This window comes from Streptomyces sp. NBC_00207, from assembly GCF_045160965.1.
Taxonomy (GTDB): domain Bacteria; phylum Actinomycetota; class Actinomycetes; order Streptomycetales; family Streptomycetaceae; genus Streptomyces.
Genome location: NZ_CP130715.1, coordinates 6,474,695 through 6,488,120 on the forward strand (window position 1 = coordinate 6,474,695; position 13,426 = coordinate 6,488,120).

General features: G+C 71.8%; 14 protein-coding genes. 11 read left to right on the forward strand and 3 right to left on the reverse strand.

From position 1 onward, the window contains the following. Nucleotides 1–141 precede the first annotated feature (141 nt). The 3 genes from OG472_RS30725 to OG472_RS30735 are packed head-to-tail and all read left to right on the forward strand — an operon-like array spanning nt 142 to nt 3,098. Nucleotides 142–894, forward strand: coding sequence for a lysophospholipid acyltransferase family protein (locus OG472_RS30725; RefSeq protein ID WP_383563552.1), 753 nt, complete (start codon nt 142–144; stop codon nt 892–894). After that, a complete protein-coding gene (locus OG472_RS30730; protein ID WP_401613333.1) occupies nt 891–1,901 on the forward strand; it encodes an NAD(P)H-dependent glycerol-3-phosphate dehydrogenase in 1,011 nt (336 codons plus the stop codon). The genes OG472_RS30725 and OG472_RS30730 overlap by 4 nt, the downstream gene beginning before the upstream one ends. Before the next feature lie 39 nt (nt 1,902–1,940). Beyond that, nucleotides 1,941–3,098 carry a D-alanine--D-alanine ligase family protein gene (locus OG472_RS30735; RefSeq protein WP_351593031.1) on the forward strand — a complete coding sequence of 386 codons (1,158 nt, stop codon included), beginning with the start codon at nt 1,941–1,943 and terminating at the stop codon, nt 3,096–3,098. A gap of 95 nt (nt 3,099–3,193) precedes the next feature. Here OG472_RS30735 and OG472_RS30740 read toward each other — a convergent pair whose 3' ends face one another. Further along, nucleotides 3,194–3,685, reverse strand: a complete 492-nt coding sequence (locus OG472_RS30740) for a DUF3515 domain-containing protein (RefSeq protein ID WP_401613330.1) — start codon at nt 3,683–3,685, stop codon at nt 3,194–3,196. 23 nt (nt 3,686–3,708) lie between these two features. Next, a complete protein-coding gene (locus OG472_RS30745) occupies nt 3,709–3,942 on the reverse strand; it encodes an Lrp/AsnC ligand binding domain-containing protein (protein ID WP_351287705.1) in 234 nt (77 codons plus the stop codon). 245 nt (nt 3,943–4,187) lie between these two features. On the opposite strand from OG472_RS30745, the gene OG472_RS30750 reads away from it, so the two are divergent. After that, nucleotides 4,188–5,171, forward strand: coding sequence for a thiamine-phosphate kinase (locus tag OG472_RS30750; RefSeq protein WP_401613328.1), 984 nt, complete (start codon nt 4,188–4,190; stop codon nt 5,169–5,171). Beyond that, nucleotides 5,168–5,968, forward strand: a complete 801-nt coding sequence (gene thiD / locus OG472_RS30755) for a bifunctional hydroxymethylpyrimidine kinase/phosphomethylpyrimidine kinase (protein ID WP_405942278.1) — start codon at nt 5,168–5,170, stop codon at nt 5,966–5,968. Before OG472_RS30750 ends, thiD begins: the two co-directional genes overlap by 4 nt. A gap of 88 nt (nt 5,969–6,056) precedes the next feature. On the opposite strand, the gene rpmB is transcribed toward thiD, so the two are convergent. Further along, complete coding sequence (rpmB, locus tag OG472_RS30760) at nt 6,057–6,242, reverse strand: 50S ribosomal protein L28 (protein WP_007266795.1); 186 nt, start codon at nt 6,240–6,242, stop codon at nt 6,057–6,059. Nucleotides 6,243–6,482: 240 nt separating this feature from the next. Here rpmB and OG472_RS30765 point away from each other — a divergent pair, with 240 nt between their 5' ends. From OG472_RS30765 to OG472_RS30790, 6 genes are all read left to right on the forward strand, one after another. Further along, the gene (locus OG472_RS30765) at nt 6,483–8,144 is read left to right on the forward strand and encodes a DAK2 domain-containing protein (RefSeq protein ID WP_401613324.1); all 1,662 of its coding nucleotides are present in this window, start codon (nt 6,483–6,485) and stop codon (nt 8,142–8,144) included. Nucleotides 8,145–8,170: 26 nt separating this feature from the next. Beyond that, entirely contained in the window at nt 8,171–10,366 is a 2,196-nt protein-coding gene (recG, locus tag OG472_RS30770) for an ATP-dependent DNA helicase RecG (RefSeq protein WP_401613322.1), read from the forward strand. A 73-nt stretch (nt 10,367–10,439) separates the two neighbouring features. Next, nucleotides 10,440–11,018 carry a 16S rRNA (guanine(966)-N(2))-methyltransferase RsmD gene (gene rsmD / locus OG472_RS30775; protein WP_401613320.1) on the forward strand — a complete coding sequence of 193 codons (579 nt, stop codon included), beginning with the start codon at nt 10,440–10,442 and terminating at the stop codon, nt 11,016–11,018. Nucleotides 11,019–11,032: 14 nt separating this feature from the next. After that, nucleotides 11,033–11,512: a pantetheine-phosphate adenylyltransferase gene (gene coaD / locus OG472_RS30780; RefSeq protein WP_401613368.1), complete on the forward strand. Its 480-nt coding sequence runs from the start codon at nt 11,033–11,035 to the stop codon at nt 11,510–11,512. A 103-nt stretch (nt 11,513–11,615) separates the two neighbouring features. Then, nucleotides 11,616–12,644 (forward strand): cell division initiation protein, encoded by a 1,029-nt coding sequence (locus OG472_RS30785; RefSeq protein ID WP_405832132.1) that lies wholly within the window; start codon nt 11,616–11,618, stop codon nt 12,642–12,644. Between the two features lie 111 nt (nt 12,645–12,755). After that, a complete protein-coding gene (locus tag OG472_RS30790) occupies nt 12,756–13,424 on the forward strand; it encodes a YceD family protein (protein WP_383563581.1) in 669 nt (222 codons plus the stop codon). Nucleotides 13,425–13,426 lie beyond the last annotated feature (2 nt).

The following is a 13,426-nucleotide window of genomic DNA, read 5'->3' on the forward strand; positions in this document are numbered from 1 at the left end:
CGGTGGCGTGAGCGGGGCGTACGGTGTTCTCGACAGAGACCGGGCCCGGGGCGACACTTGTCCGGCCGACGAGGGGCCCAAGCTCCCCCAGCCACCGCTGGGAGGTACCCCCGCCCACCGGTCCAGAGGAAAGGTGTCCGAGTGTCCCGCCGCAGAATCGGCTTCTGGTACCGCCTGGCGGCGGTCATCGCAAAACCGCCGCTGGTAGTGCTCTTCAAGCGGGACTGGCGGGGAATGGAGCACATTCCGGCCGAGGGCGGATTTATCACCGCCGTCAATCACAACTCGTATCTGGACCCGCTCTCCTACGCGCACTTCCAGTACAACACCGGCCGCGTACCCCGATTGCTCGCGAAGGCCGCCCTCTTCAAGGTCCCCATTGTCGGGTCGATCCTGCACGGCTCCGGCCAGATCCCCGTCTACCGGGAGAGCACCAACGCCCTGGACGCATTCCGGGCCGCGGTGGACGCGATCGAGCGCGGCGAATGCGTGGCCTTTTACCCGGAAGGCACCCTCACCCGGGACCCCGACATGTGGCCCATGGCCGGCAAGACCGGCGCCGCCCGTGTCGCGCTGATCACCAAGGCACCCGTCATTCCGGTGGCCCAGTGGGGCGCGAACCTCGCGATGCCGCCGTACGCCAAGGAGAACAAGGTCCGGCTCTTCCCGCGCAAGACCCTCCAGGTGCTCGCCGGACCGCCGGTGGACCTCTCCGCCTTCTACGACCGGGAGCCCACTCCGGACGTGCTCAAGGAGGTCACCGAGGTCATCATGGCCGCCATCACCGGGCTGCTGGAGGAGGTGCGGGGAGAGACCGCACCCGAGCAGCCGTACGACCATCGCAACGCCAGGGCGGAACAGCGGCGCAAGGCCGCAGGGGAGGGCAAGAAGTGACACGTCCCGTGAAGGCGACCGTCTTCGGAACAGGCTCCTGGGGCACGGCCTTCGCCATCGTGCTCGCCGACGCCGGGTGCGAGGTGACCCTCTGGGGCCGCCGCCGGGAGGTGGTCGACGCCATCAACACCGGCCGGACCAACCCGGACTACTTCCCCGACGTCGAACTCCCCGCGAACCTCCGGGCCACCACCGACCCGGCCGAGGCCGCGGCCGGCGCCGACTTCACCGTCCTCGCCATCCCCTCCCAGACCCTGCGCGAGAACCTCGCCGCGTGGGCCCCGCTGCTGGCCCCCGACACGGTGCTCGTCTCCCTCATGAAGGGCATCGAACTCGGCACCGCGAAGCGGATGAGCGAGGTCATCGAGGAGGTGGCCAAGGTCCCCGCCGAGCGCATCGCCGTGGTCACCGGCCCCAACCTGGCCGCCGAGATCGCCGCCCGCCAGCCCGCCGCCTCCGTCGTGGCCTGCGTGGACGAGACCGTGGCGCAGCGCCTCCAGGCCGCCTGCCACACCCCGTACTTCCGCCCGTACACGAGCACCGACGTCACCGGCTGCGAGCTCGGCGGCGCCGTCAAGAACGTCATCGGCCTCGCCGTCGGCATCGCGGACGGCATGGGCCTGGGCGACAACACCAAGGGCTCGCTCATCACCCGCGGACTCGCCGAAGCCACCCGGCTGGGCGTGGCGATGGGCGCCGACCCGCTCACCTTCTCCGGCCTCGCGGGCCTCGGCGACCTGGTCGCCACCTGCTCCTCGCCGCTCTCCCGGAACCACACCTTCGGCACCAACCTGGGCCGCGGGATGACCCTGGAGGAGACCATCGCGGTCACCAAGCAGACCGCCGAGGGCGTCAAGTCCTGCCAGTCGGTGGCCGATCTGGCCCGCCGGCACGGGGTCGACATGCCCATCACCGACACCGTGGTGGACATCGTCCACCACGGCAAGCCGACCCTGGTCGCGCTGAAGGAACTGATGGGCCGCAGCGCCAAACCGGAACGTCGCTGACTCCATTCCGGACGCATGAGCGGGTACTCTCGTGGCGATATGAGCAGCGAGAACCTCCCCCAGACCCCTGAGCAGCAGGGCCGCAAGCCCCGCGTGGCCGTCGTGTTCGGCGGCCGCAGCTCGGAACACGCCATCTCGGTCGTCACGGCGGGCGCCGTGCTGCGCTCCATCGACCGGTCCAAGTACGAGGTGCTGCCCATCGGCATCACCACGGACGGCCGATGGGCGCTGACCGCCGACGAGCCCGAGCGGATGGCCATCGCCGACCGCCGGCTCCCGAGCGTCGAGGAGCTCGCCGACTCCGAGGACGGCGCCGTCGTGCTCTCGGTCGACCCCGCGAGCCGCCAGGTCGTCTACACCGAGCCGGGCGCCGTTCCGAAGGCCCTCGGCGAGGTCGACGTCGTCTTCCCCGTCCTGCACGGCCCGTACGGCGAGGACGGCACCCTCCAGGGCCTCCTGGAGCTGTCCGGCATCCCGTACGTCGGTTCGGGCGTCCTCGCCTCGGCCGTCGGCCAGGACAAGGACTACATGAAGCGGGTGTTCACCTCCTTCGGGCTGCGCGTCGGCCCGTACGTGACCATCCGCCCGCGCGAGTGGGAAGCCGACCGGGACGCCGCCAAGGCGAAGATCCTCGACTTCGCCGCCGAGCACGGCTGGCCGCTCTTCATCAAGCCCGCCCGGGCCGGCTCCTCCATCGGCATCACCAAGGTCGACGACGCCTCCGGCCTGGACGCCGCGGTCAAGGAGGCCCGGCGCCACGACCCGAAGATCATCGTGGAGGCGCTGCTGCGCGGCCGCGAGATCGAGTGCGGGGTCCTGGAGTTCGAGGACGGGCCGCGCGCCAGCGTGCCCGCCGAGATCCCGCCGGTCTCCAGCCACGACTTCTACGACTTCGAGGCGAAGTACATCGACTCCGCCTCCGGGATCGTGCCCGCCCCGCTCACCCCGGAGCAGACCGCCGAGGTGCAGCGGCTCGCGATCGAAGCCTTCGAGGCCGCGTCCTGCGAGGGCCTGGTGCGCGCCGACTTCTTCCTCACCGAGGACGGCACCTTCGTCATCAACGAGATCAACACGATGCCGGGCTTCACGCCGATCTCCATGTACCCGCTGATGTGGCAGAAGACGGGCGTCGCGTACCCGGAGCTGGTGGACCGCCTGATCCAGGCCGCCCTGAGCCGCTCCACCGGACTGCGCTAGACCGGACCGCGACAGAGCAGCGACCGCCCGCCGGGATGCCCGGCGGGCGGTCGCTGTGAGTCGGAGCGGTCCTCCCGCCGGGGGGCGGGGGAGGATCAGTACGAGGAGAAGCCCACGGGCACCGTCTTGGCGATGGCCGTGGACAGCCCGACCAGCATCCCCGCGTCCGTGGCATGCTCCTTGTCGACCAGGACCTCCGTGTACGCCTTCCTCATCCCGGAGACGAAACGGAACCCCCCGTCGGGGCGCTTGTCCAGCAGCCAGGCGACGTCGTTGACGTGGACGCCCTCCTGCTTCTCATCCAGCATCTCGGGGGGCCTGGGGACACCGCACCGCAGTACGATCGCCGAGCCGCCCCACGCGGCCGTCAGAGCGGACTCCGGTTCGGCCCGGGTCCGCTCCAGGCCGGCCACCGTCTCCGGAAGCTCCTCGTGCAGTGCTGCACAGAGCTCACCGATGGCGGCGGGCGGCGTGGGCGGCGGATCCACCCGGGCCTCGGAATCGCCCGGTGAGCACGCCGCGAGGCCCAGCAGGGCCAGCGCGGCGGGCAGGGCCAGGACACGGAGGGGCCGGCGGTGAGAGGTCATCACCGGCCAAGAGTAGACGGGGGCTACAGATGGACCACCGGGCAGGTCAAGGTGCGGGTGATCCCGTCCACCTGCTGGACCTTGGCCACGACCATGCGGCCGAGGTCGTCCACGGTGTCGGCCTGGGCGCGCACGATCACGTCGTACGGGCCCGTCACGTCCTCGGCCTGGATCACCCCCGGGATCTGGCCGATGGACTCGGCGACGAACGACGCCTTGCCCACCTCGGTCTGGATAAGGATGTACGCCTGTACCACGGAACCTCCAGGGCGGCCACGAGGATCATTTCCCCTAACCTTCGGATGGGCCCCACGCGAACGACAGGGCCGGGGGAAGAAGGGACGCCACGGTACCGCGTCGCCGTGCGCCGCGGGGAGACCTGCGGGCCCGGCGCCACGCACAGCGGGGCGTACGGAGAGCAGAAGTTGACGTATCTGTTGACGGTACCCAGAGCTGTGACGGCTCGCGACCGCAAGCGGACTGGGCAAGAAGGGGCACAGCGATGAAGGGCACTGTGGGCGAGCTGGGGGAGTTCGGGCTGATCAGGGAGCTCACCTCACGGCTCACCACCACCCCGGCGGTCCGGCTCGGACCGGGCGACGACGCCGCGGTGGTGTCGGCCCCCGACCGGAGGGTCGTGGCCAGCACCGACATCCTGCTCGAAGGCCGGCACTTCCGGCGCGACTGGTCCACGGCCTACGACGTCGGCCGCAAGGCCGCCGCACAGAACCTCGCCGACATCGCCGCCATGGGCGCGGTGCCGACCGCGCTGCTGCTCGGCCTCGTCGTGCCCGCCGAACTCCCGGTCACCTGGCCCACCGAGCTGATGGACGGCATCCGCGACGAGTGCCAGGTCGCCGGCGCGGCCGTGGTCGGCGGGGACGTGGTCCGCGGCGACGTCATCACCGTCGCCATCACCGCCCTCGGCGACCTGCGCAACCACGAGCCCGTGCTGCGCTCCGGAGCCCAGCCCGGCGACGTCGTCGCCGTCACCGGCTGGCTGGGCTGGTCCGCCGCCGGCTTCGCCGTCCTCTCGCGCGGCTTCCGCTCCCCGCGGGCGTTCGTGGAGGCGCACCGGCGCCCCGAGCCGCCGTACCACGCGGGCCCCGCGGCCGCCGGACTCGGCGCCACCGCCATGACCGACGTCAGCGACGGCCTGATCGCCGACCTCGGGCACATCGCCGAGGCCAGCAAGGTGCGGATCGACCTGCACTCGGGGGCCGTCGACATCCCGACCCAGATGCACGACATCGGTCAGGCCGTCGGCGTGGACCCGCTGCAGTGGGTGCTCACCGGGGGAGAGGACCACGCGATCGTGGCGACCTTCCCGCCCGACGTGAAGCTCCCCGCCCGCTGGAAGGTCATCGGCGAGGTCCTGAACCGCTCCGCGCTGCCCCAGGTGACCGTGGACGGGGCTCCCTGGACCAGCACCGGCGGCTGGGACCACTTCGGGGCCGACCCGGCCGCCCAGGACGGCGCGCTGTGAGCGTCGCCCCGCCGCTGTGCCTGACCGTCGCCGGATCCGACTCCGGCGGCGGCGCGGGCATCCAGGCCGACCTCAAGACGATGCTCGCCCTCGGCGTGCACGGCATGAGCGTCGTGACCGCCGTGACCGCACAGAACTCACTCGGGGTGCGGGGAGCCTGGGAGCTGCCAGCCGAGGCCGTCACGGCCCAGTACCGGGCCGTCGTGGACGACATCGGCGTCCAGGCGGTGAAGACCGGGATGCTCTCCTCCGCCGTGCTGGTGGAGACGGTGGCGGCGCTGCTCGCCGACACCCCCGCCCCGGCCGTAGTGGACCCGGTGGGCGTCTCCAAGCACGGGGACCGGCTGCTCGCCGCCTCGGCGCTGGACGCCGTACGCAAGGAGCTGCTGCCGCGGGCCACCGTGGCCACGCCCAACCTGGACGAGGTGGCGCAGCTCACGGGTGTGGTGGTGGAGACCGAGGACGACATGCGGTGGGCCGCCGACGCGATCCTCGGACACGGGCCGCGGTGGGCGCTGATCAAGGGCGGACACCTCGCGGCGCACGGCGACGAGGCGGTGGACCTGCTCACCGACGGGACCGAGGAGCGGTGGCTGCGCGCCCCCCGCCACGACAACCGGCACACCCACGGCACGGGCTGCACCCTCGCCAGCGCGATCGCGGCGGGCCTGGCCAAGGGGCTGGCCGTCCCGGAAGCCGTCACGGCCGCCAAGGAGTACGTCACGGGCGCCATCGCCGCCGGCTTCGCGCTCGGCGGGGGCATCGGCCCGGTGGATCACGCCTGGCAGTGGCGCTGAGCCCCGCCGGACAAGGCAAAAGGCCGGTTCACCAGAGGTGAACCGGCCTTTTTGGCAACCGGAAAGGGCTGCGCTACGACGGGAGGCGTCAGCGCGAGACCTTGCCGGCCTTGATGCACGAGGTGCAGGCGTTGAGGCGCTTCGGCGTCCCATTGACCACGGCACGGACGCGCTGGATGTTCGGGTTCCAGCGACGCGAGGTGCGGCGGTGCGAGTGGGAGATGTTGTTGCCGAAGCTCGGCCCCTTGGCGCAAACGTCGCAGTTGGCAGCCACAGGTCACTCCAAGACTTCAGATGCAATTACAGTGAAACCGGCGCACCGGATTCAGAGGTCTGAAGTGGTTTGCCGGGGGAATGGCCCGACTCTCGTCGGGCAACCGGAGCAGCATACAACGACTGCGTCCGTCCAAGAAAACTACCATGACAGCCGCTGCCCCCGCCCCGCGGTCCGGACGCCCGGGCAGACCTTGGCTACCCTGCGGTGAACCCTGGCCCGCACAAGGAGGAACGCCCGGTGCCGCACGAGCAGCAGCCGCAGCCCCTCGACGAGCTCCACGAGCTCGACGCCCAAGCGGTGCGCACCTGGAGCTCGCTGGCCCTGGCCGCACTGGGCCGGGCCCGCGAGGACATCGACGCGATCAACGTCTACCCGGTCGCCGACGCGGACACCGGCACCAACCTCTACCTCACCGCCGAATCGGCCGACCGCGCGCTGGACGACGCCTTCGCGAAGGTGACCGAGGGCACAGCGCCGGCCTCCCTGGCCCACGCCGTACGGGCCTGGGCGCACGGCGCGCTCGTCGGGGCCCGGGGCAACTCCGGGACGATCCTGGCGCAGCTGCTGCGCGGAGTGGCCGACGTACTCGGCGGCGAACCCGCGGAGCGCAGCTCCGGTGCGCTGCTGGCACAGGCGCTCACCCGGGCCGCGGAGGAGGCCTACGCGGCCGTCTCGCACCCGGTGGAGGGCACCATGCTCACCGTCGCCGGCGCCGCGGCACGGGCCGGCGAGGCCGCCGGAGCCGCCGCCGGGACCGCCGCCGACGTGGCCCGCGCCGCCTACGACGGGGCCCGCGCCGCCCTGGCCGAGACCCCCGGGCAGCTCGCCGCACTCGGCCGGGCCGGAGTGGTCGACGCCGGGGGGTGCGGGCTGGTCGCCGTACTCGGGGCCCTGTGGCAGGCCCTGTCCGGCCAGGAGCCGGCCGCCGAACCCGTGCGCGGCCGCGCGGTGCCCGTGCCGCAGACCTCGGACCCCTGCGAGCAGGAGGAGGACGGGCCCGCGTACGAGGTGATCTACCTGCTGGAGGCCTCCGACGCGGCGGTCGGGGAACTGCGCGAACGGCTCGACGGGCTCGGCGACTCCCTGGTCGTGGTCGGCGGCGACGGGCTGTGGAACGTCCACGTGCACGTCGACGACCCCGGCGCGGCCGTGGAGGCCGGGGTCGTCGCCGGGCGGCCCTACCGGATACGGATCACGCACTTCGGTGACGAGCGGCGCCGCGGCCGGGGCGAGCGCGCCCAGCGGGCCGTGGTCGCCGTGGTCCCCGGCGAGGGACTGGCCGGGCTGTGCGGGGAGGCGGGAGCCACCGCCGTGCTCGTACGCTCCGGAGAGGTCCCCGCCGCCCCCGAACTGCTCGACGCCATCCGCCGCGCCCACGCCCGCGAGGTGGTCCTGCTGCCGGGCGGCGCCGAACTGCGCGCCGCCGCGGCCGCGGCGGCCGAACAGGCCCGCGCCGAAGGCGTACGGGTGGCCGTGATCCCCACCCGCTCCGCGGTCCAGGGGCTGGCCGCCCTCGCCGTGCACGACCCGGACGGCAGCTTCGACGAGGACGTGGTCGCCATGACGGCGGCGGCCGGCGCCACCCGGTACGGGGAACTGGCCGTCGCCGAACGGCAGTCCTTCACCTCCGCCGGCATCTGCCAGGCCGGCGACGTGCTCGGCCTCATCGACGGGGACGTCGCCGTGATCGGCTCGGGCCTGGCCGAGACCGCCGAGGCGGTCCTGGAACGGATGCTCGGCTCCGGCGGCGAACTCGTCACCCTGGTCCTCGGACCCGAGGTGCCGGACGCGGTCGCCGAGCGACTGGAGGCCTACGTCCAGCACGGCCACCTGGCCGTGGACACCGTGACCTACCGGGGCGGCCGGTACTCGGCGCCGCTCCTCATCGGGGTGGAATAGCGGGCTTGTCAGCGCCATGGTGTGCAATGGAACACGTGCCCGCGCTCGACGAAGACCTCAAGAAGACGCTCGGACCCGCCACCGCCAAGGTGCTGGCCGAGCAGCTCGGCCTGCACACGGCCCTGGACCTGCTCCACCACTACCCGCGGCGGTACGCCGAGCGCGGTGAGCTGACCTCGCTGGCCGAGCTCGCCGACCAGATCGACGAGCACGTGACCGTCGTCGCGCAGGTCGCCGACGCCCGGATCCTGACCTTCAACGGGGGCCGGGGCAAGCGCCTCGAAGTGACCATCACCGACGGCAGCGGACGGCTCCAGCTGGTCTTCTTCGGCGCGGGCGTCCACAAGCCGCACAAGGAGCTGCTGCCCGGCAGCCGTGCGATGTTCGCCGGCAAGGTCTCCAAGTTCAACCACAAGCTGCAGCTCGCCCACCCCGCGTACGAGCCGCTCGGCGCGGACGCCTCCGACCGGGACGCCGCCACCGCCTTCGCCAGCCAGCTCATCCCGATCTACCCGGCCTGCGCGAAGCTGGAGTCCTGGAAGATCGCCAAATGCGTGGACGCGGTGCTGCCCAGCGCCCGGGAGGCCGTGGACCCGCTGCCGCCCGCCCTGCGCGAGGGCCGCGGGCTGGTCCCGCTCACCGAGGCCCTGCTGAAGATCCACCGGCCCGCCACCAAGGCCGACATCGAGGACGCCCGCCAGCGCCTGAAGTGGGACGAGGCCTTCGTCCTCCAGGTCGCCCTGGCCCGCCGCCGCCACGCCGACTCCCAGCTCCCGTCCGTCCCCCGCCGCCCCGCACCCGGCGGCCTCCTCGACTCCTTCGACGCGAAGCTCCCCTTCACCCTCACCGAGGGCCAGGTCGGCGTCTCGAAGGAGATCTTCGACGACCTGGCCACCAGCCACCCCATGCACCGCCTCCTCCAGGGCGAGGTCGGAAGCGGTAAGACGATGGTGGCCCTGCGGGCCATGCTCGCCGTCGTGGATTCCGGCGGGCAGGCGGCGATGCTCGCGCCCACCGAGGTGCTCGCGCAGCAGCACCACCGCTCCATCGTCGAGATGATGGGCGAACTGGCCGAGGGAGGCATGCTCGGCGGCTCCGACCAGGGCACCAAGGTGGTGCTCCTCACCGGGTCGATGGGGATGCCCGCGCGCCGGCAGGCCCTGCTCGACCTGGTCACCGGCGAGGCCGGGATCGTGATCGGCACGCACGCGCTGATCGAGGACAAGGTGCAGTTCCACGACCTCGGGCTGGTGGTCGTGGACGAGCAGCACCGGTTCGGCGTCGAGCAGCGCGACGCCCTCAGGTCCAAGGGGAAGCAGCCCCCGCACCTGCTGGTGATGACCGCCACCCCGATCCCGCGCACGGTCGCCATGACCGTCTTCGGCGATCTGGAGACCTCGGTCCTCGACCAGCTGCCCGCCGGCCGCTCGCCGATCGCCACCCACGTGGTGCCGGCCAAGGACAAGCCGCACTTCCTCGCCCGGGCCTGGGAACGGGTCCGCGAGGAAGTGGAGAACGGCCACCAGGCGTACGTGGTGTGCCCCCGCATCGGCGACGGCGAGGACGAGCCCAAGAAGAAGAAGGCGGCCGAGGAGGACGGGGACAAGCGGCCCCCGCTGGCCGTCCTGGAGATCGCCGAGCAGCTGACGCGCGGCCCGCTCGCCGGGCTGTCCGTGGAGGTGCTGCACGGCCGGATGGACCCGGCCGACAAGGACGACGTCATGCGGCGCTTCGCCGCGGGCGAGATCAAGGTGCTCGTCGCCACCACCGTCATCGAGGTCGGTGTGAACGTCCCGAACTCCACCGTCATGGTGATCATGGACGCGGACCGGTTCGGCGTCTCCCAGCTCCACCAGCTGCGCGGCCGCGTCGGCCGAGGCTCCGCGCCCGGTCTGTGCCTGCTGGTCAGCGAGATGCACGAGGCCAGCCCCGCCCGGGCCCGGCTGGCCGCCGTCGCCGCCACCCTCGACGGCTTCGAACTCTCCCGGATCGACCTGGAGCAGCGCCGCGAGGGCGACGTACTGGGCCAGGCCCAGTCGGGCGTGCGCTCCTCGCTGCGCATGCTCGCCGTCATCGAGGACGAGGAGGTCATCGCGCAGGCCCGCGAGGAGGCCACCCGGGTCGTCGCCGAGGACCCCGCGCTGGAGCGGCTGCCCGGCCTGCGGACCGCGCTCGACGCCCTGCTCGACACCGAGCGCGAGCAGTACCTGGAGAAGGGCTGAGCGGCACGACCTATCGTTGGAGTGCCGCGGCAGCCCCGCGGCGCCCCCCTACCGTCGTACCGAAGGACCCCAGATGACCCGCGTGATCGCCGGCAGCGCCCGCGGGCGACGGCTGGCCGTGCCCCCCGGCACCGGCACCCGGCCGACCTCGGACCGGATGCGCGAAGGCCTGTTCTCCACCTGGGAGTCGCTGCACGGCGTCGAAGGGGCCCGGGTGCTCGACCTGTACGGCGGCTCCGGCGCCGTCGGCCTGGAGGCCCTCTCCCGCGGCGCGGCCCACACCCTGCTCGTGGAGGCGGACGGCAAGGCCGCCAAGGCGATCCGGGACAACATCAAGACGCTGGGCCTGCCCGGTGCGGAGTTCCGGGCGGGCAAGGCCGAGCAGATCGTGGCGGCCAGGGCCGCCGGGGACCCGTACGACATCGTCTTCGTGGATCCGCCGTACGCCGTGGACAGCGCCGACCTGCGGGAGATCCTGCTCACACTCCGGTCCAATGGCTGGATCACGGACGATGCGCTCGTCACCGTGGAGCGCAGCACCCGCAGCGGCGCCTTCCCGTGGCCCGAGGGCTTCGAGCCGCTCCGGTCGCGCAAGTACGGCGAGGGCACTCTTTGGTACGGCCGCGCCGCTTTCACCAGCGAAGACTCATGAACGAGGGAGTTCAGTTGCGCCGCGCCGTCTGTCCGGGGTCCTTCGATCCCATCCACAACGGGCACCTCGACATCATCGGGCGCGCCTCCAGGCTGTACGACGTCGTGCACGTCGCCGTGGGGATCAACGAGTCGAAGCGGGGCCTGTTCACCGTCGAGGAGCGGATCGAGCTGATCCGCGAGGCGACGGCCGGCTACGGCAACATCCAGGTCGAGGCCTTCCGCGGACTGCTCGTCGACTTCTGCAAGGAGCGCGACATCCCGGCCATCGTCAAGGGGCTGCGCGCGGTCAGCGATTTCGACTACGAGCTTCAGATGGCCCAGATGAACATGGGCCTGTCGGGCGTCGAGACGCTGTTCGTCCCGACCATCCCCACCTACAGCTTCCTGTCCTCCTCGCTGGTCAAGGAGGTCGCGACCTGGGGCGGCGACGTCGCCCACCTGCTGCCGGCGCACGTGCACGCGGCGCTCCTGGAGCGGCTGCGCAACCGCTGACCGACTGACAGGGCGTCAGGCGGTGTCGGGGGTCCGCCCGGTGGCCTTACAGTCGTCCCGTCCGTCTCAGGAACCGCCTGAGGCCGAGAGAGTGCGAGCCCCCATGGACGTGCAGAAGAAGCTCGACGAGATCGTCGCGGCCGTCGGCGGTGCCCGGTCCATGCCCATGTCGGCCTCCTGCGTGATCAACCGCGCCGAGCTGCTCGCCCAGCTCGAGGAGGTGCGCCAGGCGCTCCCCGGCTCGCTCGCGCAGGCTCAGGAGCTCATCGGCGGCCGGGAGCAGATGGTCGAGGAGGCCCGCCGGGAGGCGGAGCGGATCATCGACGCCGCCCACAACCAGCGCGGTTCGCTGATCTCCGACACCGAGATCGCGCGGCGTTCGCAGGCGGAGGCGGACCGGATCCTCGAAGAGGCCCGCCGGGAGGCCGAGGAGATCCGGGCCGAGGCCGACGACTACGTCGACAGCAAGCTCGCGAACTTCGAGGTCGTGCTGAGCAAGACCATCGGCTCGGTGGACCGGGGCCGGGAGAAGCTCCTGGGCCGCGGTCCCGGCCTGGACGAGCACGGCTACCCGGACATGGACGCGCCCGAGCGCAGCCACGACCCGGAGACGCAGCGGCAGCAGGCGGACGCGTACGTGGACACCAAGCTGGCGACCTTCGAGGCGGTGCTCTCCAAGACCCTGGAGGCCGTGGGCCGCGGCCGCCAGAAGCTGCTGGGCCGGGTCCCGTCGGACGACCTGGGCGTGCACATGGCCGCCCAGGACGCGGCGGGGGGCCAGCAGTCCCGCTCCGCGAGCGACGCGGACTTCCTGGCGGGCCTGGCGGAACCGGAGCCCCTCCAGGTGCAGGCGCCGATCCCGGCGCAGGCGGAGCCCGTGTACGACTCGTACTCCTACCAGCAGCCCGCCGCGCAGCAGCAGGACGCGTACGGCTACCAGGATCCGTACGGCGGCTACCCGCAGCAGCAGCCGGACCCGTACGCCGCCTACCAGCAGCAGCAGCAGCCCGACCCCTATGCCGCGTACCAGCAGCAGCCGCAGGCCCAGCAGCCCTCGCTCGACGAGACCAGCCTCTTCGACACGAGCATGATCAACCTGGACCAGCTGCGCCAGTACGAACAGGGGCGCTAGGACCGGATTGGGCGCTGGGCGCCGCTCCGGGTATCCTGGCTGTTCGGTCGCGCGTATGCACCGCGATCCATGCTGCCCTAGTGCGGCGGAATCTTTGATCTTCAGCGATCTGTGAAAGCAGGAACGGCCCTGAATACCCGCCTCGACCACCGCAACCCCCTCGTGTTCGACACGCACGAGCTGGGCCGGCGTCCTGGTGCCATGCAGCGGCTGTCCCGTGAGATCGCGGCACCGGCGGACTTCGGTCTCGTCGGCGTCATCGGAGTGCCGGAAGGCGCCCCGGTGAAGCTCAGCCTCCGCCTGGAGTCGGTCATGGAAGGGGTGCTTGTCACAGGCACCGCCCGTGCGTCGGCCGTAGGGGAGTGCGTAAGGTGTCTGGAGTCCGTCGAGCGTGAGCTCAAGGCGGACTTCCAGGAGATGTTCTCGTACCCTGACGCCGACGACCGGAGCCGCTCCAAGGCGGAACCGGCCGACGACGCCGAGGACGACGAGGACACGCTCTTCCTCGAGGACGGTTTGTTCGACCTCGAACCCGTGCTGCGGGATGTGGTGGTGCTCGCACTGCCCATGCAGCCGGTGTGCCGGGAGGACTGTCTCGGACTGTGCCCCGATTGCGGGCTCAGCCTGAACGACGACCCGGAACACCACCATGACGCCGTCGACATCCGTTGGGCGGCATTGCAAGGACTCGTCGTGACCGATCAGGACGGCGAGAAGGACAACATGAGCGGCACTGCCTCTGACGGAGTTCAGGGCGCCGCCGAGAAGCAGGAGAAGTAGCC